This window comes from Methanomassiliicoccales archaeon, assembly GCA_013415695.1.
GTDB lineage: Archaea > Thermoplasmatota > Thermoplasmata > Methanomassiliicoccales > JAAEEP01 > JAAEEP01.
This window is the reverse complement of the sequence record JAAEEP010000013.1, coordinates 1-21,122: the sequence shown is the minus strand read 5'-3', so window position 1 is coordinate 21,122 and position 21,122 is coordinate 1. Positions and strand designations below refer to the sequence as shown.

Annotated in this window: 25 protein-coding genes; 5 read left to right on the top strand and 20 right to left on the bottom strand. The window is 50.6% G+C overall.

The window, feature by feature from the left end; genetic code table 11:
- Positions 1 to 606: 606 nt before the first annotated feature.
- The 9 genes from mobB to GKC03_07380 form a co-directional block, all read right to left on the bottom strand.
- Positions 607 to 1,311, bottom strand: a complete 705-nt coding sequence (gene mobB, locus GKC03_07420) for a molybdopterin-guanine dinucleotide biosynthesis protein B (protein NYT12359.1) — start codon at positions 1,309 to 1,311, stop codon at positions 607 to 609.
- Between the two features lie 39 nt (positions 1,312 to 1,350).
- The gene (locus GKC03_07415; GenBank protein ID NYT12358.1) at positions 1,351 to 1,731 is read right to left on the bottom strand and encodes a GIY-YIG nuclease family protein; all 381 of its coding nucleotides are present in this window, start codon (positions 1,729 to 1,731) and stop codon (positions 1,351 to 1,353) included.
- Positions 1,732 to 1,834: 103 nt separating this feature from the next.
- Positions 1,835 to 2,392 carry a flavodoxin family protein gene (locus GKC03_07410; GenBank protein NYT12357.1) on the bottom strand — a complete coding sequence of 186 codons (558 nt, stop codon included), beginning with the start codon at positions 2,390 to 2,392 and terminating at the stop codon, positions 1,835 to 1,837.
- A 51-nt stretch (positions 2,393 to 2,443) separates the two neighbouring features.
- Positions 2,444 to 3,373: a methanogenesis marker 7 protein gene (locus tag GKC03_07405; GenBank protein NYT12356.1), complete on the bottom strand. Its 930-nt coding sequence runs from the start codon at positions 3,371 to 3,373 to the stop codon at positions 2,444 to 2,446.
- Positions 3,373 to 3,942: a methanogenesis marker 17 protein gene (locus GKC03_07400; GenBank protein ID NYT12355.1), complete on the bottom strand. Its 570-nt coding sequence runs from the start codon at positions 3,940 to 3,942 to the stop codon at positions 3,373 to 3,375. Before GKC03_07400 ends, GKC03_07405 begins: the two co-directional genes overlap by 1 nt.
- Positions 3,942 to 5,171 (bottom strand): methanogenesis marker 15 protein, encoded by a 1,230-nt coding sequence (locus tag GKC03_07395; protein ID NYT12354.1) that lies wholly within the window; start codon positions 5,169 to 5,171, stop codon positions 3,942 to 3,944. Before GKC03_07395 ends, GKC03_07400 begins: the two co-directional genes overlap by 1 nt.
- Positions 5,168 to 5,602, bottom strand: a complete 435-nt coding sequence (locus GKC03_07390; protein ID NYT12353.1) for a methanogenesis marker 5 protein — start codon at positions 5,600 to 5,602, stop codon at positions 5,168 to 5,170. The genes GKC03_07395 and GKC03_07390 overlap by 4 nt, the downstream gene beginning before the upstream one ends.
- Positions 5,599 to 6,024 (bottom strand): methanogenesis marker 6 protein, encoded by a 426-nt coding sequence (locus GKC03_07385; protein NYT12352.1) that lies wholly within the window; start codon positions 6,022 to 6,024, stop codon positions 5,599 to 5,601. The genes GKC03_07390 and GKC03_07385 overlap by 4 nt, the downstream gene beginning before the upstream one ends.
- Positions 6,021 to 7,574 carry a methanogenesis marker 3 protein gene (locus GKC03_07380; GenBank protein NYT12351.1) on the bottom strand — a complete coding sequence of 518 codons (1,554 nt, stop codon included), beginning with the start codon at positions 7,572 to 7,574 and terminating at the stop codon, positions 6,021 to 6,023. The genes GKC03_07385 and GKC03_07380 overlap by 4 nt, the downstream gene beginning before the upstream one ends.
- 277 nt (positions 7,575 to 7,851) lie before the next feature.
- On the opposite strand from GKC03_07380, the gene GKC03_07375 reads away from it, so the two are divergent.
- Positions 7,852 to 8,415 (top strand): hypothetical protein, encoded by a 564-nt coding sequence (locus tag GKC03_07375; protein NYT12350.1) that lies wholly within the window; start codon positions 7,852 to 7,854, stop codon positions 8,413 to 8,415.
- Between the two features lie 10 nt (positions 8,416 to 8,425).
- On the opposite strand, the gene mcrC is transcribed toward GKC03_07375, so the two are convergent.
- The gene (gene mcrC / locus GKC03_07370; GenBank protein NYT12349.1) at positions 8,426 to 9,043 is read right to left on the bottom strand and encodes a methyl-coenzyme M reductase I operon protein C; all 618 of its coding nucleotides are present in this window, start codon (positions 9,041 to 9,043) and stop codon (positions 8,426 to 8,428) included.
- Positions 9,040 to 10,737, bottom strand: a complete 1,698-nt coding sequence (locus GKC03_07365; protein ID NYT12348.1) for an ATP-binding cassette domain-containing protein — start codon at positions 10,735 to 10,737, stop codon at positions 9,040 to 9,042. The genes mcrC and GKC03_07365 overlap by 4 nt, the downstream gene beginning before the upstream one ends.
- A 498-nt stretch (positions 10,738 to 11,235) precedes the next feature.
- Between GKC03_07365 and GKC03_07360 the strand changes: the two genes are divergently transcribed.
- Entirely contained in the window at positions 11,236 to 11,877 is a 642-nt protein-coding gene (locus tag GKC03_07360; GenBank protein ID NYT12347.1) for a DUF2111 domain-containing protein, read from the top strand.
- A 4-nt stretch (positions 11,878 to 11,881) separates the two neighbouring features.
- Complete coding sequence (locus GKC03_07355; protein NYT12346.1) at positions 11,882 to 12,223, top strand: hypothetical protein; 342 nt, start codon at positions 11,882 to 11,884, stop codon at positions 12,221 to 12,223.
- Positions 12,224 to 12,225: 2 nt separating this feature from the next.
- Here GKC03_07355 and GKC03_07350 read toward each other — a convergent pair whose 3' ends face one another.
- Entirely contained in the window at positions 12,226 to 12,534 is a 309-nt protein-coding gene (locus tag GKC03_07350) for a carboxymuconolactone decarboxylase family protein (protein NYT12345.1), read from the bottom strand.
- 55 nt (positions 12,535 to 12,589) lie between these two features.
- Here GKC03_07350 and GKC03_07345 point away from each other — a divergent pair, with 55 nt between their 5' ends.
- Positions 12,590 to 13,135, top strand: a complete 546-nt coding sequence (locus GKC03_07345) for a hypothetical protein (protein NYT12344.1) — start codon at positions 12,590 to 12,592, stop codon at positions 13,133 to 13,135.
- A gap of 110 nt (positions 13,136 to 13,245) precedes the next feature.
- On the opposite strand, the gene GKC03_07340 is transcribed toward GKC03_07345, so the two are convergent.
- From GKC03_07340 to GKC03_07305, 8 genes are all read right to left on the bottom strand, one after another.
- Positions 13,246 to 13,521, bottom strand: coding sequence for a DUF2098 domain-containing protein (locus tag GKC03_07340; GenBank protein NYT12343.1), 276 nt, complete (start codon positions 13,519 to 13,521; stop codon positions 13,246 to 13,248).
- Positions 13,522 to 13,525: 4 nt separating this feature from the next.
- Complete coding sequence (mcrA, locus tag GKC03_07335) at positions 13,526 to 15,127, bottom strand: coenzyme-B sulfoethylthiotransferase subunit alpha (GenBank protein NYT12342.1); 1,602 nt, start codon at positions 15,125 to 15,127, stop codon at positions 13,526 to 13,528.
- A gap of 5 nt (positions 15,128 to 15,132) precedes the next feature.
- Complete coding sequence (mcrG, locus tag GKC03_07330) at positions 15,133 to 15,903, bottom strand: coenzyme-B sulfoethylthiotransferase subunit gamma (GenBank protein NYT12341.1); 771 nt, start codon at positions 15,901 to 15,903, stop codon at positions 15,133 to 15,135.
- A 5-nt stretch (positions 15,904 to 15,908) separates the two neighbouring features.
- Positions 15,909 to 16,328, bottom strand: coding sequence for a methyl-coenzyme M reductase operon protein D (mcrD, locus tag GKC03_07325; GenBank protein NYT12340.1), 420 nt, complete (start codon positions 16,326 to 16,328; stop codon positions 15,909 to 15,911).
- A gap of 9 nt (positions 16,329 to 16,337) precedes the next feature.
- The gene (gene mcrB / locus GKC03_07320) at positions 16,338 to 17,657 is read right to left on the bottom strand and encodes a coenzyme-B sulfoethylthiotransferase subunit beta (protein NYT12339.1); all 1,320 of its coding nucleotides are present in this window, start codon (positions 17,655 to 17,657) and stop codon (positions 16,338 to 16,340) included.
- 332 nt (positions 17,658 to 17,989) lie between these two features.
- Positions 17,990 to 19,195: a YcaO-related McrA-glycine thioamidation protein gene (locus GKC03_07315; protein NYT12338.1), complete on the bottom strand. Its 1,206-nt coding sequence runs from the start codon at positions 19,193 to 19,195 to the stop codon at positions 17,990 to 17,992.
- 66 nt (positions 19,196 to 19,261) lie between these two features.
- A complete protein-coding gene (locus GKC03_07310; GenBank protein NYT12337.1) occupies positions 19,262 to 19,732 on the bottom strand; it encodes an Lrp/AsnC family transcriptional regulator in 471 nt (156 codons plus the stop codon).
- A 250-nt stretch (positions 19,733 to 19,982) separates the two neighbouring features.
- Positions 19,983 to 20,690, bottom strand: a complete 708-nt coding sequence (locus GKC03_07305; protein NYT12336.1) for a DUF169 domain-containing protein — start codon at positions 20,688 to 20,690, stop codon at positions 19,983 to 19,985.
- Positions 20,691 to 20,895: 205 nt separating this feature from the next.
- Here GKC03_07305 and GKC03_07300 point away from each other — a divergent pair.
- On the top strand, positions 20,896 to 21,122 hold a 227-nt coding region (locus GKC03_07300; protein ID NYT12335.1), incomplete at its 3' end, for a tetrahydromethanopterin S-methyltransferase subunit A.

Here is a 21,122-nt window from a genome sequence, read left to right as displayed (position 1 = left end):
TGAGTTCGAATAATAAAGTAATACTAAGAAAATAGCCCGAGTTAGCGGGCGAATGGTCAATCAGCGACATGACCTTGGTCATTCCACAAAATGACTTTCGGTTCATTGTCTACCGCTCATCTCCATCCGCGGCCCGTTTCAACCCTTTCGGGTGATCGGGTGCTCAGATGAGTCCTTACCCTGTCCATCGGAGCACGATGGATATCCGGTTCGGATCGAGGTTTCCAGGCCTCTGATGATGTTCGGATAAGGTTGCTTCAATGTTAATCTCAGCAGGTCCTTTCCTACTTTGCCAGACGCTTTCCGCCACGGGCAATGTTATTACGTGAAGCTTTGTATAAATACCTTGGGTAATGGAAAGGAAGAAGCCTATTAAGGGAGTCCCATCATCATTGTAAACCCCATCTTTTACTTAGAAATGGGATTTTCTACCGGTTATTTTGATTTCGAGGTAATATGAGTGAATTTAAGCATTTACGGTATTGAAAAGATCTCCAGAACTCATAGGATTCACTGAATTGTGGTCAAAGGAAGTCTGGAATCAAGAATATCCTTTGGAATGTTCTCTTCAGGGATTAGAGATCATCAATGGGTGTCGCTGAACCCCTATTCCATCGAGGTATCAATCTCAATGATCACGCTTCCCGCACTCTCCCCACCCTTGAGGGAGGAAACCATACCAAGAATGGTGTTGGTCACTATCTCGTCCACGAACGGCCCCAGGGGCAATATCTTCCCGTCAACCTTGATGAGTGTTCTTCCCGTATGCTGTTTCGTGCAATCATTGACATCGGCCTTTCCATCGACCAATGCCTCGGCCAAACCACGACAGTTCTCGAATCCGCAGCCCCCGCAATCCAAACCTGGAAGTTTGTTCAATGTCCTTTCGATGCTAATGCCTCGTTCAATATAGGCCATAGCAGAATCGAAGACATCATCGGGACTTTTCCCTCTTGCAATGATCTTGCCCTGTGCGTCTGCGTTTCCCAGGACTATCTTTGGAATTGAGCTACCCTTGAAACCCTCTACAAGAATAATATCGGGTGAGGATACTTTCTTGGCAAGTTCTAGCGAGGATTCAAGGGATCCCTCTTGTAAGTAAAGGGCGGATCCATCTGGTGATACCGCGATGGAAATCTTGGCACCTGCTGCAAGATGCCTGGTGGTGTCCTTTCCGGCAGGAAGTAGATCTCCCTCATGGGCATGTTTGATGGTGACAACCTCGTATCCATTGGCGGAAAGCTCTGATGCGATCCTGATGACCAGCTCGGTCTTCCCCTGGTTCGAGAATCCTGCGACTCCAAGCAACATTAGGAAAGTATACCGAATCCCCTCCCGAAATAGGTTTTCCTAACCCTCGTCAAGAAGGTCCCAGGCGAACCAGGTGAGATCCTTCCCGAACATGGTGATAAGATCTCGGTATCCTTCTTCTGAGATTTGATGAAGATGGGTTCGACAGGTGCAGTCGGAGGCCCCGAATCCCTTAATAGGCAGTGACCCAGGAAGGATCGATACCAACTTGTTCAGGAAGCACTCCAACTTATGTTCAGAAGGGATATAGAAAGCCTGGACAGCATTTCCCTTTTCAAGTAGGTAATCTATGTGCCATCTCCTCTTTTTACTGGTGGAGAAGTGTCTCCGCAGCCTTGCTTCCAAACCTCCCATGGCCGAGCCCACATAGGCATACCTGCCCTTGGGGAATGGGACCATTCCCAGTGAGCCCACGATCATGGAATATTCTCGCTCCAGCTGCAGTATTAATATATACGATCCGATCGTCACTGACGAGCAGCCTCCTCGATTTCGTCGATGCAATTCACACGACTGGCATCGATCATTCGAGCTTTTCTCTTAGATTCATCATCCTAATGGCCAGAGATTCAACCGCCTTGACCGCATTCTCATCATTTGCCGCTGCTCCCTTCTCTCGGGACATGGACTCCGCAAAGGAGTTCCCCGGAAGCAACATGCCCAGTATCGTGAACCATTCCATGAGGGCTACTGCGGTGAAGTCGTGCCCAGCCCTTCCTCCGACGGTTATTACCCCACCCACCTTGCCTCTAAGTTTCCCTCCACTTTTATGGAGGAAGTATGTCCGGTCCATCAGAGTCTTGGTCTGAGCCGTCATCTGGCCAAAGTAGATTGGGGTTCCCAGTATGATGACGTCCGCCTTCTCCATCCTTGGGTATATGGTTTGAATGTCGTCTTCAATCACGCACTTACCGTTCTTGCCACAGTCGGGGCAGGCGATACACCCCTTGATATCTTTACCAGCCAGACCAATGAACTCCACTTCGGCACCATTGGCCTTTGCTGCATCCAAGGCTTTCTTGACAAGGATTTCTGTGTTTCCTTCCTTTCGCGGACTTCCAGAGATTCCCAGGACTTTCATTTAACCCCCATAACCTCAGCTGTTGGAAAGGACTTAAGAATTTCTGTGGAGTCAGCTGGACATCTTGCGGTCTCTATCCTCTACCTCGCATTTCGTGAGAATCTCTATGAGTGTCGAGCCCGTCAAGCTGGCATCCCGGATATTGGCGATCTCACCCAGTTTCCTGCCGTAGATCTCGACTTCATAAAGGGTATCTCTCCATTCCGCGTAGGGTATCTTCACCCGGAGGCCATTCAAGTGCAGCACGATGGGGGCCGGTCTGAGGTTGTCCTGAACGGGTTCCAGATCCTCGATGGCCTGTTTTATCTCAGCTGGATGGACGAAAAGGGGATCCTCATCCAACTCCTTACGACGATTCCGAACGATCCTCTCCACAGCCTGAGCGGTTTCCTCAAGTTTCTCGATTTCTTCAGCGCGTCGCATCCTCTCTGCCTTGCGACCTATGCCGCAAACCAGGGCCTCGCAAGAAGGAAGTTCTTCCAGTTCAGGACCACAAACCACAGCAACTGGGATCTCGATCTCCTCGAACAAGCGCACCTTCTCTTCAACAATGCAGTCCTTGAAGTTGCCAAGTACGAAAACAGCTGCGTCGTACTCCTCGATGATCCTCTTCTCGTCGGCGGTTATCTGTGCCGTCTTCCGGCCCTTTCCCCTTGCCAGTCCCATCACCACGGTTATGGCCCCGTAGCGACGAAGATGCTCGGCGATATCGCAGACCGGGTGTGGCATATGGTGCCTTCCCAAGGTCGGGGCCACCACGGCGATCTCCGTGCCTGCAAGGGGAACGTTTATCAGCCTTCCACCCAGCTCCTCGGATTTCTTTTCGATGACCACTTTCTCTTCTTCAGGGATTGCGAGGGTGACTGTGATGGTCTGCTGGGCTTGGCTCTTTTGGATTATGAAACCCCCCACGTCCTCCACGAGTTCGTAGAACTCTTTGATTCGGTAGACGCCGCCGTCGAACATCATGACCTCGTACATCAGACCGCCTCCCTTCCGAGTTCCAACTCGGCATGTATCTTCTCGGCCAAATCCTTCCAATCCTGTTTCATAGTATGCTCAGTGGCCGCAATGGTCAATACGCCCTCAGAATAGATGTTGTGCCTTACCTTCAGGCCTTCTGGAAGAAGCCTCCATACGGCATCCAGCACTTTCTGTTTGAGCTCCTCTCCGGGGTCTAGCATCTTCTCACCCAGCTCTTCTGCTTTTACCCCTCTGACCATAAGCTCGAACCTTGAGAGTTGGTCGACCCTCTGCCTCCCATAGTCTCGCCAGAGCATTGCCAGTAACCTGGGGGCGTACAGCTCGTTAGTAATTGTCAGCATGGCCCCTTCTGGTTTTTGCTCCACCTTTGCTACCTCAGATACGCTCTTAGCACCGGTGGCGGTGCGAACCCTCAGGGAGATAAGGAAGAATGAGTTCTCGGGTTCGATGATCATGTGGACCTCATCGACCATTCTGGTTATGCCCAGGTCCAAGAGTATTCTCCGGAAGAGCTCATCGTAGCTCTGATTCCCCCAATCCTCATGGCCCTCGACAGTTACCTTCATCATTGACCCTCAAGGAACCCCGAAGAAAGAAGTGCCGCTCCTGCTGCGCCTATGAATTGGGAGTCTTTGGGAACTATGGGTTGCTGACCTAGCATGTCCTTTATCGCAGTCACCATGCCCGATATCAACGAGGTACCTCCCACCTGGATCACTGGCTGCCTGACATCGATCTCCTGCAATTGTTGCTCATACACCTGCTCCGCTACGGAGTGGCAGGCAGCCGCTGCCACATCCTCGATGGAAACTCCCTCGGCCAGGGAGGTGACCAGGTCCTGTATTCCAAAGATCGAGCAGTAGGAGTTCATGTTCACCTTCCTCCAATCGCCCCTGTCTGCGAGAGCGCCTAACTCATCAATCTCTACTCTAAGGCGTTTGGCCACGATCTCCAGGAAACGACCAGAGGCACCGGCGCATATTCCGCCCATTGTGAAATTGTCTGGTATGCCGTCCCTGACCGTGATGGCCTTATTGTCCATTCCCCCGATATCGATGATGGTGGCCTCTCCCTCCTGACGGTCAGCAAGCCATACTGCTCCCTTTGAGTTGACCGTTAGCTCTTCTTGGATAAGCTTGGCCTTCATCTTCTTTCCAATGATGAAACGGCCGTAGCCAGTGACACCTATCGCCTCAATATCCCTGGCTTTTACTCCGGCCATCTCAAGCGCCTTCTCATAACTGGTATCGGCTGAGTTCAAGACCTCACCTGTCGGAAGCCAATATTTCCCGATGATCTCATTGTCCCGGAGGATGCATACCTTGGTGGTGGTAGATCCGGAATCGATACCAGCGGTCAAGCCCACCTGACGCTCCCTGGCCAGGAGTTCCTTCCTCTCCACAATGGTGACCAGGGCCTCCATCCTGGTCAGCAGCTGACCGGCTTTGGTTCTCTCAGTGAAAGAATAGGTGACAACGGGTAACCGGGAGTTTTCCTGCACGAATCGCCTTACTTCGTTCCTTATGAGGGCACCCTCGGCACATCGGAAGCAGGTAGCTATGAACACCGCATCCGCATCGTATCTTCCCTCTACCAGATGCATGGCTCTGGCGATCATCATGCGGAGAGTGGGTGAGGCGGGATCGAATCCAAACTCCTCCACCGCGCGGTCAATCTCTTCATAGTCGATGTCTGGGTACACCATCTTCGCCCCGACGCTGTTGGCCGCTTTCTCTATCTCCGACTGCACACCACTATACTCCGCACCACAAGATAGCTGCGCGATTTTGATCATGATAGGCCCTCCAAGAATTCTTTTATCTTCCCTACCATGGTCCTTGCCTCGTCCTCACTGGTCGGATATTTGACTTCCAGCAAGGGAATGTTCCTCTTCCTTATCAGGTACTTCAGCATCAAAGTGGTCCGGTGGCAGCCCACGCAACCAAAGGCATAGGGCGGATCCTCCATTATTATGGCGGCCTCGGCCTCGTCCACCAACGGTCCAAAGACCGCCAGCCTCCCACGAATCCCAGAGGGTACTTCGATGCCTGCATATTTTAAGCCTTTCTGGACATCCTCGTGAGTGATGTTCAATGGTGGTGAATCCATCTCCAGGGTGTTGACCTTCTCCCTCAGTGCACCCATTGTACTGAGCGGTTCGTGCCCAAATCTCTCCACCAGATCATAGAGTATCAGGCTATTTGGAGGGTCTATGAATATCTTCATTGTGAAACCTCTTCAACGATCTTCTTGAGTTCCTTCACAGGCAGCTTTACCTTGCGCTCCGGTTCCTCGATCTTCTCACCCCGCTCCGCCGACCTGAGTCCTTCTGCGATGAGCGGTAGGAGCTCCCATTCCTTTTCCAGCTGAGGAAAGCCTGGACGGGATCCATGGTGAGCACGACACCTCCTCATGTCTCCCATGGGAAACCCCCTGATCTTTGAGCAGATACGATTTGGATCCAGTTTTCTCACCTCCTGCAGCGCCTTCCTGACCAGTTCCCTCTTGCCCTCTATGATGGCGCCGTAGCAGGTCTCCTTAACGGTGATGGGGAGTTCCAGCGCGTGTATGAACCGCGTAACATGGTCTGGGGTGATCTCTGAATCGGGAGCGACCACGATCAACCTTGTCTCGGTCTCCTCGCTCATCCTTCCTCCTCTCCTTCAGCAGGAACCTCCCTGACGTATATTACGTCACCGTCCTTGATATTCTTCATCATTCTCTCGAGGGGGCTGACTATGCTTCCCACGATGTTGGTGCCATATCTCTCCTCTCCCGTGGGACCGAACTCATCACTATCGTCAAGCCTCATCCCTATCAAACCTTTCTGTGGCCGAGACTGGTTTGTGACTCCTATCTCGCCCTTTCTGCAGACCTGGCCAAAACTCTTCTCGGGAATCAGATTCAACCCTTCCTTCTGGTTGCCCTCGAAAGTAATAAGGGGCATTCCTGGGTAGGTGAAATGCACCTTCAATGTTCCCACTGGCTTATGGTTCAGACCAGTGATCTTTCTGATATAGTGGACGGCCCTGGGCGAGATATCCTCCGAGAACTCCCACTCGTTGATTGCGTCCGCGGGTACGCCGAAGGTCTCGACCTCCTTCCCTCCGATAACGTCCATTGTAAGTTCTGGCTCCTGTTCAACGATGATAGAATCGTCGTTCTCCAGACCAGTCCTTACCTGTGTATACCCCATGTTCTCAAGGAAAGTTTGACCTTGACTCTGGGTCATCCCTATGGTCATTATTCGGGGAGGGTCGGTGGTAACGGTAACATCGGACCCCATCCCTACCAATCGGATCAGTTCCCTCCCATTCACGACTTCCCCTACCAGAGAATGAGAGGGGTTGAGCTGCCTCCTCACCTTGTAAAAGTAGACTCTTCCCTCGCCCGCACCATCGTGCCTCACGGTAACGATGTTCGCGTCCCTGACCATTACCTTCTCGGCCATCAATGAGACATCCAGGTTCTTTGAGCATGCATTGTATGTAGAGGTTGTCTCGGTGATAGGAATATGTCCATTCCTTGAAAGCACCAGGAAGTGCTCAGAACTCACCGGGGACTGGGGAGAGAGGGACACCGAAACATGTGTCTCTATGGACATGCCATCCTCAAGCTTGATTCCGAGATCATCGGTCACGAAGGCGTCCTTCTCTTTCATCTCCAATACAATAGGTTTGATTTCCAGGATCTTATCGCCCTCATCAAGTTCCTTCAGAAGGTGTCTTCCCCTGGTGATCCTTCCAAACACCCCTCCATCGACACCGTATTGACCTTGGTGATCGACCTTGGCGACCATGAAGTACGATGTGGTGCTGTCGAATCCCCCCAGGGAGAAGAAACAATCGTATCGCTTGAACCTGAATGACCCTCTGGTCACTTCTATATCGGTACCAAAGGACCCTATTGCCAGCAGTTTGGAGGTTCGCCACCTTATGGCCAGACCAACGATTTGTGGGATCAGATCCTCTACAATGTGGGCAAAACGGGAATCATTTAACCTGAGTATCATGGATCCCTTGGAAGTAACTAGCTCGAAATCGGTCGTCTCTTTCTTAACAAGGTCCGCAGATCTAACGATAGCGATCTTCGAGCCAGGATGATGGATTTGATCTTTAATCACTTCACCTAGAACAGCATTATCATCCGCCTCGATGACCTTTCCATTGACAGTGATGATCATATGCACATCCAGCATTGCGAGCGGAACTAAATATGTTTTCCCTCCACATATTTGCTGGATGGGAAATCATGATTTTCGAGGTTGGAATAAGTAAGAAAGAGGTTTCTCACTAGGACCTCAAACTTTCGCAATAGAACCTGTCCTCGTTGTATTCGAGCAAAGACGAATTCGTAATTTTGAGTATTTCAATGAGGCAATTGTCGTGTTCATCTCTTTCTGTTATTTTATTGGACGAATGATACATTATCTATCCGATGATATCTTTATTAATCGGCAGTATCTTCCAGAGGCGATGGACAGGGAAGACATCCTTACCCAAGTCGAAGCTAGAATTAGACAACTACCGGGGGTAATCGATATGATCTTTCTTGACCCTCAACTTAAGGAGAAAATCGTTCAACTGGAGAGGGAAGCTGAGACCAATGGCGCTGCGGGCGGGCTGATGCCATTCAGGAATCTAGGAGTCTGGGAATCATTGAGCAGGGATATCTCCATAGTCATAGTATTCGAGTCGGACACCATTGTCCTGGGAGATTCCCAGCCCTTGATCATGGTGGATGAGAAGGGCAACATCATTGGCGAGTTCGTGAATGAAGAGAAGAGGAGCCAATTGATGGGAAAGGAGGATGTCCATTTCCTATCCGAAGATTTCGTTATCTACACGCATTTGGAGGTAGAGGGGGATCCCATATTTGTGATGCCAAACCTGGAATTCAAGTATATCGAAGATATCGATGGCGTCGCAAGAGTGGCATCAGGAAGCATATCCACTCTCAGCGATCACCACATCCGATGCCTGATGGATTACGAGAATACCAAGCACTGGACGCATCTTGTTGGATTCGACCTTGAATGATCGAAATCGACTATTTCTTTGTCGCTTCGAGATTCCTATTGATTTTGGAAACGATCTCGTCCAGCTTGTTCTGGGGGCAGGTGACCCCTCGAACCACACCGGTAACGATATCCATGATCTTTCCTTTTGTTCCAGTATGTTCAGGTTTGGGCATGACATACCGCGTCTTGACGCCGATATTGGCAAAGTCCTCGAAGTCCACTGGCGCTTGACAGACGATCACGGCTGGAATATCCACATTTCTGAGGATGAGCCTGGCCTTATAGATGATGTGATTCTTGACATTACCCAGATGTATGAGTGCAAGGTTGAATTGCTGTATTCGAGCAACCTCGATAGGATCCAATCCAAAAAGGGATCCTGTACTGACATCAGGTGCATCCGCCGGTACTCCTGACCCGGCATTTATCACGATGACCGAAGTATCTATGCCCTCCTCTCTCAATGCATATGTTATCTCACAGACGGGCTTGGTAATATGTCTTTTTCCGGGGCCCATTGCCACTGCCACAACGTCCCTACCGCTCTCCGAGATGGTTGCCCTCTGGGCAAGACCCCCGCCTACACCCAGTCCCCTGGTCTCCCTGCATTCGACAAAACTCAGATGTCGGCCGATCCGCGACTTCAAGCCTCAACACCGCCACCGAACATGATCTTGGTTTCTTTCTCGGTGAGGTGGGGGATGATCTCCTCAGGGTCACCCAATGCGACGATCTTTCCGTCCTTCATGAGAGCTGCCCTGTCGCATACATTGAGAACGAAGTCCATGTCATGGCTCACAATCAAGAAGGTCTCACCGAGCTCCTTCCTGGCGGAAAGAATCGAGTCAACGACCGCCATCTTGGTTATGGGGTCCATTGTTCCTGTCGGCTCATCAAGGATGGTGATCCGGGGTTCCCTGATCAACACTTGGGCTAGTGCCACCCTCTGCTTCTCGCCTACCGACAGCGTATCTGGGTATGCATATAGTATGCGCTCTACCTCTCTATCTGTGAAGCCCACACCCTTCAGAACCTGGATGGCCTTAATCTTTGCCAGCTCTGCGGGCATCTTCATTCCTATACATACCGTTAGATTCTGCAGTATCGTGTCAAATGGATATAGGGAATATTCCTGGTGGAGGTGCCCGATGTAAGGCGTCGCCCTTCCTCTTCCAGTTGGTCCGTACTCGGACATGTTGACCCAAATATCTCCGATTCTTACATGCGCCCCGGGTTGGATGTATGTGTCAGAACTGGTCTCCGTGGCACCAACAGTGATACTGAGGTCCTTCTCGATCCTTCCTGCTACCAACTTTTGATCGAGAATGCCAGCAATCATCTTCGAGAGAGTAGTCTTTCCAGCACCGCTAAGACCCACAAGACCGAAAATTTCTTTCTCGGCGACATTAAAAGTGACGTCATCAACGGCTTTTATTACTCCCCTCTGGATGGAGTAGAAGTACTTCTTGGCATGTTCCACCCGGATGATGGGGTTACCCATCTCGACCTCATGATCGGTTGTGAGTTCATACCCTTCCATGAACTTATTGGTGACCTTGATCGGATCACCCTGGTCCTTTATCTCGCCCTCCTCGAGCCAAATTGCCTTATCGGAAAGGAGCTTGATCGCTTCTGGCCAGTGAGATGTAACAACCATGGTCATACCAGTATCCTTCACCGCATCGATGAGTGTCTTGTGCACGATTTCGGCGGTTTGGGGATCTAGCGTGCCCGTTGGCTCATCTGCCAGGAAGAGTATTGGGTCTCTGGCCAATTGTCTTGCGAGAACACATCTCTGCTTCTCCCCCCCTGAGAGGTCTCTGGCGATGTGCATGGTACGGTGAGTCAGGTCCACAAGTTTCAGTAGTTGAATTGCCCTGTTCACTTTATTCTTCTCTTCAACCCCTTCTCCCATGGCCTCGAAGATGTTCTCGATAACGGTCATCTCGCCGTAGAGTGCAAATGTCCTCTGCAGCATGATAGCTATCCTCTGTTTCATGGCAAGTTTCAGAGGATTACGATCATCGAGTTCCCAAAAATCGATATCCATTTTACTTGTGGAAGAACCGCACATGGTGCAATTCTTACCATTGGGGATGTCTATCCAGCCGCATGAATCGCAATGACTTATTCTATATAGCACTCTGCCAGAATCAGGCCTGTAATCCGGACTTCCCCGGAGCATGTGAATGAGAACTGATTTTCCAGAACCGCTGCGTCCGATAAGCCCAAGTACCTCTCCTGGGCGTATCTCAGCACTAATGTTCCTGAGAACTGGAGTGCCATCGAACCTCTTAGTCACATCCTCGATTATTATGAAGGGATCGGAGTTGTCTGGCATACAAAAGAGCGTAAGCTTATAATGATAATAAAGGTTTCTAAAAAAAGTTAACGGTGATTAGAGACTAATTCCAGATATCGGTCTTAACAACGATGATTTACTCTAAGAAACTATTATATTGAAGGAATTCTGCATATGATTTATTAGGATGGATGTATTATCCATCCTTTGATGGCTCTGAGGTTGAACTCCTACGCGGGGGGCGGCCCTACTCCCAAGTTCTCTGGTTATCATATTTGGAAGGCCTACGAGATCATCAACAATAAGGGACCAATAGGAAGAAAGGCTCTCTCCAAGGAGTTGGGGGTTGGTGAGGGAAGTACGAGGACCGTTCTTGAAAAGTTGGTGAAGGAAGGGAGCGTAGAGAACACTAGACGGGGGGCAATCTTAACCGAGAGCGGTATAAGGAAGTTCATTTCCTTCGATATCCAGGCAAAAAGGGTTGACATGGGGGAGTTGACCCTGAGCGCGTTTGACTGCGCGGTTCTCATCAAGGGAATGGCTCACTTGATCGCCCTGGGCTGCGATCAGCGGGATGAAGCCGTGAGAGCAGGGGCGGCAGGAGCTACCACATTGGTGTTTAGAGACGGCGAGCTCTCCTTTCCGGGAGATTCTCAACATCCCCCTAAAGAGCAATTGAGACCTCTTGTTGAAGCATTCGAAATTGAGGAGAACGATGTGATCATTGTAGGTTCTGGCCTCTCCTACGACGTCGCTGAAAGAGGAGCTGTTTCGGCCTCTCTCGCATTAGGATCAGATTCTGCTCAATGCTGGCAAGAAGGATCCCAGATCATCTCCCGTGACACTGGTGCAGAGGAGTTGAAATGTCTGGCACTTGCAGTTCACGAGCTTGTAGGAAGACTCCCCCTATCCATGAGAAGCAGAAATCAGTATGGCGTAAGGTGCGAGGGAGGCGGTATAATCGATACGGATTACACCGGCCCAGTAATGGAAGAAGCTCTAAGAAGGAACTGTATAGTCAGGAAGACTGCTCCAAGCGGAGCATATGCCGGCGTCCCTGTGGTCGCGGTTCCCATAATGAAGAACAGGGAAGCCGTTGCTGTCATTAGCGTGGTGGATATAACAAAAGGACCTGTTTTCGAGATACTGCACCGAATAAAGAGAGATCGGGAAGAGTGATTATTTGAACGCTTCAGATGAACTTAGGGTGCCTTTGGTAAAGGCTCATGTTGACTCAGGTGTTTGTCGCTTTGGATGCTACATATCGGCCTACTTAATTGATGGAAAGGTCAGATTCGAAATAGATAGTGAGTGTCCTAACGTGAAGAAATTCAATGATGCTCTGGGGGATGTAGAACCCTTCTCAGCCCTCAAGATGCCTTACTGCGAGAACAAGGTCTTTGAAATTGCGGGGGAGATCCTGTCACATGCAACTTGCCCTCTCCCTATAGCTGTGATAAAATGCGTTGAGGTGGCTTCTGGTCTGGCTCTTGCGAGGAACGTTCTAATAGAGTTCAGTCTTTGAGTCTATTCCTCTGATTCATCATCGGATACGATCTCGTCTATGATCGGTGACCAGATTAGAACACTGGGACCGCCGAGATACAACGCGACGTCCATCGCCTCCCTGAGATCATCCTTGGTGGCACCGGCTTCCTTTGCACGGTCGGCATGGAACTGAAGGCAGGTTTCGCATCTGATGAAGCATGAAAGAGCTACCGCAATCAGTTCTTTCTCCTTCACAGTGAGTGCTCCGGATTTAAAAACCTCGTTCTTTAACTTGTACAGGGCCCTAGCGACGGGTGGTCTCTGCTTTGCCAGTAGTGCCAGGCTCATGGCTCTTGCATGGAAACGCTATATATAAAATACCTCAGGTGTTTCCCTTGTTGGTATGAATGTACTAGAGGATGTTGTTGGACTCCTTCGATCGATGGAGGGAGTCATCGAGACATTCCCCGTGGACGGGGAGATCATGGAGAAACTGAACGAGATCGAGTCAAAGATCAAAGCCACGCTGGACCTTGACGTCAAGAATACTGGGATCGAAGAATGTTTGAACCGCCAGCATGTGATATGCATCATTAAGGATAAACGATTTAGACCACCTCCAGAGCCGACGGTGTTACTGGTCGGAGATGATGGCATCATAATGGGTAAGGAGATCATACCCTCTGATGACACCAACTACCATGATGATGATAGTGTGATTTTCCTCTCCGAGGACTTCATCATATACAAAGACCTCAAGCCGAAGGAGAGAGAATACTTCCTCATGCCTCCGGTAAGCTTCCCCGAGGTAGAGGCATTGGAAGGGATATGCAACGTTGTTTCATGCAGTCCGTCCCCCCTAGGTGATTTCGCCCTCAGGAAATCACAAGGGATGAACGACGATTCCCAGCTAGCAAGCATACTCGTAGGATTTGACATGAAAGTCTGAGAATCTGAATTGCCTTGGACGGAAGACTTGTTATCTCTTTTTCAATTTAAAGCCTAATAGAGCAACGGCTAAAACATCCAATTAAAAAATGAAAGAATGGGGAAATGGTTTTAAGTTCCGTCGGGTGAGATATCGCCGTAGTCCGTCAGGAATTCCACCATGCTTTCTCGCATGTCGCGGAGCTCCTGCAGTCTCTCATCCAGAGTCTTCTCCTTATCGGTGACACGCTTGTACTCATCCGGGGACGCCTTCTCCAGCTTTTCGACATCATAGTATAGATCGGTGACATCGAGCAATGCCCAAGTCACGTCTCTATCATCCTTGATGTCCTGGATGATACCGACGGTCCCGGTGTTCACGTACCTAGCGTAGTCACCAACTTCCAAAGGATCACTCCGGTGGTATTACAGCGGTTCTCTCACCAGCAGGCCTGAACTCCCTCAGACCGCCGCGGCCGAACTCCCTCGTGATGTTTGCCCAGTCAAAGGGCAGGCTGGGATCGCTGAAAGCGACCTTGATGAGTGGGCTGCAGACATAGGCATCTCCCCTCGCCACGTGTGCGGCGTTGGGGATACCGGTGTAACCGCTCTGGTGACCCACGTTCATTGCATAGTTGGGGTAGTTCGCTCCACGGATCTCCATGGGCAGACCCTCGTCGCTCCTGTAGGAGAGCGAGTTGGTCGCACCGCACTGGTCCTGCAGGTCGTAGCCGTAGAAGCCCAGTCTACCGGTCCTCTCCTTGTGCTGGATCATTGACAGGTACCAGCAGTTGAGACCAGCGTCTGCGTTACCGGTTGCCATCGCACCAGCGATACCGGAAGCAGCAGCCGCAACATTCGCCCTCTGGGATCCACCGAAGTGGGCTTCCATAGCGGCGGGGTACCTCTCGTACATCTCAAGAGAGTAGGTGTTGACATCTGTCGCAAGCTTCATGAGCTTGTCGATCTGGGGCTTCATTCCGACGAAGCCACCGTACTTGTCCTTGATCAGGTCTCCGGCCCAGTAGCAGTAGTCCTCCAGGATGTTGTCAGTGTAGGCGGCGGTCGCATACTGAGTGAAACCGACACCTCCGGACATGTATCCTCCGAGGTACATCTGGTCGTAAATGACCGCACCAACTGCTACGGCTTCCAAAGCAGCCCTGACTGGGTCGTCGGGGTACTTCGCGAATGACTGGGTCATGTCAGCGAGGAAACCAAACGGCAGACCACCAGGCTCGTTAGCAGCACGGGCTCTCCTGGCAGGCATCATGGTTGACATCTGCAGCACAGCGGCGTGCTTGGACGCGTACGCAAAGTCAGCGATAGCTGCCTCACCAGCCGCCAGCTTGTAGGCGGAGATGAAAGCCATCGAGATCTGCATACCGGACCACCTGGAGACGGTGCCTCCATCCATGGCCCTTCCGACGATGGTCGGGACCCTAACGCACTGGTACAGGCCCTTGCCCACGGCAGCCTTCAGCTGTTCTGCCTGGTCCTCAGGGAACTCCTTGTTGATGTCTATGCGGTATGACTTGTCGATCTGATCCATCAGCTCGTCGTCTCCGCTGAACACCTTGACATAGCAGTCCCAGGCCAGGGCGGGTGAAATCTCAGCCATGTGCTCCTGAACGACCGCGCCACCAGGCATTGTGTGGTTCACAGTCTCCAAGTAGTGGTTGATCGTCTCGGGAGTAACCTCAACACCAAGCCTCCTCTCCAGCACCTGGTGGGCGATGTCCAGACCGACAATGACGGTCCTCCTGATGTCATCCCAGCACTGCTGCATAGCAGCGTTGTTTATGACATGCAGGTCATCGGGCTCCACGAACAGGTCCGTGTGGGAGAGCTGATAAGGCATCCAGGATCTCTGACCAAGGGGCACACCGATATCCTGATTCATCATCTGTCTCCATCCGCCGAAGGTGTAGAAGTGGGTGTTGACCTCTGTGGGTTCCTCGGGGAACTTCTTCTTGCAGGCTTTTATGAAAAGCTTCTCCTTCTCTACTGCCATCTTGATCACTCCTTAACCTTCCATGGCTGGAATCCACTCAGGGTTCTGAGCTTGTGGATTCTGAGGTTAACGTTGGTAACCTCTTCATCGTCGTTCATGTCCACGCCATCGGCACGGAAGATCGTAGTCCGGGACCTAAGGTCTGCATCGGTAGCGGGCTTTCCCACGGAAACGCGAACGTCCAGGGGAATACCTACCTGGTCCTTGGTGTACTCGACCTCCCCCTTATCGGCATTCCACTCGTACCTCTGCCAGGCGTCGAACATGAGACCGTTCTCGTCAAGACGGCAGGCGTGACCATGCACGGTCGCACCCCTTATACCAGTCTTGGCAGGGTCGAAGGTCTCGTTCTCGATCAAGTCCTTAGCGAGCTTCTCAAGGTCCCTCTCCCTCATCTCGATGATCTGCCTTCCGGAAAGAGTACCAGTATCGATACCCCTCCATCTGGACAGGTACATCCATGCCCTCACATATGGGGCGATGGGGGCGAAGTAGACAGAATCGGTGAACTGAACATACCTGACCCTGTCGCCAGCCTTGGCTCCCTCAAGGGGCTTGACCATCTGCCTGATGGGGCAGTCTGGCTCGGTTCCCTCCTCAAGGGGCGGGTGAATGCTCTTATACTCTGAACCTGGGACCCTGTGGCCGAGAATCTTTACGACATCCTCCATTGCGACCTCTCGGAGCTTCTTCATCTCCTGAGTGGGGTCCATGAAGCGTCGCCTGTTCTTGGCAGGCAGGGAAGCACCCGGGTAGAATTGTCTCTTATACGCCATCTAAATCACCTCAATCCTCTCAAATAGTCGGTAAGAGTCGGCTTAAATTTCGAATATCTTCCAACTTCAAGATAGAAATCAAACGGCAGGATTTCATCACATATCCGCTCGATTTCATCACTCACTTCCTGTACGTTGTCAATATCGTCGACCTCGACAAATATCCTTCCAACCTGAACCCGGAGTTCCATCTTCTCCCCTTTGACCTCAATGACCCTCCTCTGGGGATGGTCCACCTTGTGTCCCTTTCCGGGACCATAATTGACGACAACGGGAAGGCTCTCTCCGTGTAGGTTGATCTGTCGTACATGTTTCAATCCGTGTATCCTGTTCAGCAACTTCTCCGTAGTGTCAGCATTGAGCAGACGCTTGGGGAAGATCATGATTTCAGGAAGTGGTACAGCTTCTGTAGAGATATCCGACATTAGCCACCCTCACTTTAGCTTCGCAGCCTCCTCGGCGACTACCTGAAGCGGTGAGTTAAACTCGCGTATCTCACCAAATACGTCCTTAATCAAGCCAGATGTCATCTCGGGAGAGAACATCTGCGTACCAGCATCCAGTGCGCAACCAGCAGCAACCGCGGGGATAAGGAATCCCTTGGAGTGCCTAGTCACGATGTGGTTCCCATGGAACAGACCAGGTCCGCCACCACCATAGATCGAGTGGGAGAAGAATGACATACCCACACAGGTACCCATGGCACGACCGAAGTCGACACCGGGTAGACCAGTCTCGTGCTCCAGAAGGTCACAGAAGTACAGACAGGTGGACGGTATGCCCTGTGAAGCCCTAGCAGCACCAATGTTCACCATGATAGCGGCGAGCATTCCGGCTGCAGCATAGGCATTCCACATAGGGATGTCCTCTGTCATATAGACCTTGTATCCGGAAGGCAGAGTCTCCTTCACCTTTACGACCTTGTTCTCAATGGCCCTCTCCATGAGAGACTCGATAACGGTTCCGACGCAGCCGTCCTTACCGTTCTCTTTGACCATCTCGTAGACCATGTTGTTGGCGTTAAGTCCTTGGTAGGCCAGGCCCAGCAGGTGCATTCTCTCGAATGGCCCGATAGCGTCACCCAACTCGAACATTGCAGTCTGCTCGAATAGTGATGAGAGAGCAGCGGTCTGCATGGCGTTCTTTCCGGTGAGAGCAACAATGTGGTTGGCCATGATGTTCCTGAGCGCGTAGCCAGATCCCTCGTTCTTCTGCGGAACGTCGAGGATCGTCTTGATGTTAGCTCCAAGGAAATCAAGAGTCTGAGGATAACGCCCCCACACAGCTCCCTTGACCATGTTCGCGAGGAACATGTCTACGTCGAAGTTCTCGATGACGGCGTGGGTAACGGCCGCAGCAGTTGATGTGAAACCAGTGGTATACTCAACACCGGCAGCCATCCTTGCCTCGGGGACGACGACTATCATCTTCTTCCCGTCGGCTAGCAGCTTGACTTCAGTGCCGTCTCCATCGGAGACCATAACCATGTCCTTAACCATGCCAGCGATCTTTTTAGAGTTGGCTACAATAGGAAGGTCTAGTTCCTTACCCTTAATAGCGCCTCCACCTACCTTGCCGGTCTTGAGAGCTTTCTCAATTCCAGCGAGGTCCACGGCCACAGTTCGCTTGGCCATGGAAACGATCCTAATGATCGCAGCATTGTTCACAGGACTAATGGCTTCCAGTGGCACGTCAGACTCTAGCAGCTTACCCCTGTCGTCATACAAGTCCACTTTGTCCTTGTATTTCGCCATCTATTACCTCCTTTTTTGCAAGATACTCACACTTAGGATAACCTTATCAGTGAGTAATCGTTCGCCTTGCGGGGACTGCATAAAGGATGAGGGTTTATAAGGTTGATTGTGGATGGATAGTCCATCCACTAATAAACAATTGATGAGAAAAAAAGGGTATTCAGCAATCGTGAAATAAGGGTGTGTAAACTGCCTTTAGATTTAGGGAGTTAATGCATCCATCCAACGATTTAGATATATAAAATTTACTAGTTATGCTCTAACATTGTTGAAGGTTCTCATCTTGTGGCAGGGGTGCCACAAGTGTGTAGTTACCATGACCGCACGGTAGCTCATGTTCTTCTACCTATGAGCCTGGGTCCCACCCGATCCTCGTCCATGGTGTAAACCTCCATCCCGGGTACAATTACCCTAACCACGGGAACTTCAAGATTCGGGCGAGTGAGGTCCACTACAACCACTCTTTGGAACCCCCTTCGCTCCAATTCATCTAGCACAACCTGTAAATCCTCGTATATATCATCGGTGTCAAGGTAGGGGAAGTCCGCAATGTCCCTCTTCTCTTCGGAATCGAGGAACCACATCCGGTTAAGGGCCTTGATCTTGTCGTAACCCATCTGACGATTGGCATTCCCTACTTCTGGTCTATCAAGCTGTATGTGAAGGAAAGTAGCCCTGCTCTGGGCTACCTCGGTGACCGCCCTGATTGCGGCCACCTCAGGATTCAGATGTGTTCCAACACCCACAGTAAGCAAATTGGGATCCTTGGTCTCGAGGTCATCGCAGGCTGCTCCGATGGTGGGAACCCCAACTTCGCTTGTCAGATCTTTGAGGTGAATATGGACACCGTTCTTCTCGCACATTTCCAAGAGCTTACTCACAATACCAGTTCCATCAGGGATATCGACATCCCCGCCTACTCTCCTGTGGAAATCACAGATCGACCAGGAATCTCTTTCAATGACCTCACAGAGGGCATGGAGTATGGCTTCCTCCATCACATTCCCAGATGCGAGTCCGTTTGTATGAGACCGGAATATAGGCATGTCTCGCGTCGGAAAATAGGGATGGAACACAGCACTCGCTGGTACCCATACCTCCTCCTCGCTCATCAGATCGTAACCTTTGGTCCAGGCGATAGGCTGGTGCATGATATGGAATGCCGTCATTTGAGGGAGCACCAAATCCCTCGGATCGACAGCATCGCCTGAGGCAAGGAATCTCTCCAGATAATCTATCTCCATCGGATGGTTATTCATCTCGGCGCTGTACCTCTCAAGCGTCTCCATCAGGGCAGATACCTTAGCCTGATCTCTAGAAGCCCCCTTCCCCTTGTATACCGTCACTGCACCCAATCCGGCTGATGGTCTAGAGACGGCAAATACCGGTATTCCGATCCTATCCAGATCCGTTATGTCAAGTATCTGAGTCACGCCCATCTCATCGCATAGAGGCTCCACTCTTTCCAAGGTGACCTTGGGAGCAACTGTCCTGTGTCCATCTATGGTGTATGTCTTTGGAGCCGGACCGAGCTTCATGTTCGCCCCAAAGTAATAATTCGATAATAACTTTCCTCATATCCTTCTGAGTATGATGAGATTCTATCAATAGATGGAACTAGAGGTGGTGATCGTAGAGAACTCCGCATCAGGGTTCATATCGATGCGATCGATGAGTATGTCCACCTCGACGTTCTGGATTCCAGGTATCTTCAGGATATGATCCTGGATGAGCTGATAGAGATCATCGACCGTCGCAACATAGACCTCGCAAAGCAGGCTGTGGTCCCCAAAGAGCTTGTGGATGAACTCCACCTCCTTGAACTTCCGCATATCATCGATTATCCTGGTCAATGATGCTCCAGTAACGTTCAAGAATAACAGAGCTCTCATGACCCCCATTTTTGAGACATTGGTCATGACCGTATAGCCGGAGATTATCTCGTTCTCTTCCATCCTAGTAATTCTTCGGCTAATGGTCGCCTTGGAAATGCCAATGGATTCGGCCATTTTACCAAGGCTCTGCCTTGAATCACGTCTCAATAACTTCAGTATTTGAATATCTGTTTCATCCAAGTGAACACCCCTTTTTGAAACAGTGTTTCATTTGATGGTCATTCAGGGGCATATTCGAGACCTATGTTGCATACATTGGGATGAAACGTATTAATCGTTGTCGGAAAAAAGAAATGGAAGCCCCGTGAGATGCCGACTCCATAACCTTAGGACGATATGACAGATTGTGGAATTGCAGAGCTGAATGCGGTATTTTCAAGAAAATGAAGTATAGGTAGTCCAGGGGGGGAACCTTGAGTTGATCGGACTACTACTTATCCAGTTTCCTTGCCTTTTGGATAGGGCCATCTCCCACTATCTCCAGGGCTGCGACGACCTCCTCCAATTTTCCTGCTGGTATCCCTGCTAGCATCTCTTCTGGAGCGATATCGGTCCGCCTTCTGCAACCAAAGCATCCAAGCGAGAGATTCATTTTTCCCGTTAGGATGGGTATGATCGTGGAATCGACACATGTGGCTTGGAACGCGGCGGTAGAAATGTCGACCCTTCCCCCCTCGTTGAAGGTGTACGCTGGAATGAGCCAATATATCTGTTCCGGCAATCCGACCAATATGATCACATCGGGCTCAAGTATCGCTCCTTTCAGTGGTGATACAACAGTTGCTATGTTCGAACCGTTCTCGAACTCGTATCGATCGTCGATCATCTTCTTCGCCGCATCGGAAGAGCCGAACATCTTGATGTTGTGGTGGAACTCACCGGACTTGACTTTTTCTGGGGTCTCCACCAATCCAAGACTGGATGCACCTACCGTGCATCCATGCTTGTCCGCAGGTATGTAGAGGAACTCTCCCTTCCTCGCAGCCATGATGGTCTGGCAATGGCTCATATTCTTCTCAGGTACCTTGTACTTAGAAGGCACCTCCATGCCATCCTTGATCAGGGTCACGGCCACCGGAGGATTTTTGAGACCGAGGATCTCAACTATCCTATCTGATATCGCGTCGTAATCGACCATACCAACACCGTTAAAAAATCAGATGCTCGATATTTATACATGTCGAAGGCCTTCCTGCAACAAACGAAATACATGAACATCCAGGCACATGATAATATATTGCAATTTAAATGAAATCCCGAACATTGCATCAGTGGTGTAATTTCTAAAAAAATCGAAATATCTATCTATACAGACCCCCTAACTAAGCAATTGGTGAACGAGATTGGATTACAAATCATCGGGTTGGCCTCCAATAAAAGGTGATTATTCTCTGGGAGAGGAATCATCCCCATGTGCCGTTGCCATAGTGGGGAGAGGCGAGGTTGACGTTCCACCTGACCTCTATTCCATCATAGGCCGGTTCAAGACAGAGAACATGGGAATCGAGAAGATCGCGATGAATGTCATTAGCAACCCGAGGATAAGATTCTTGATCGTCTGCGGCAAAGA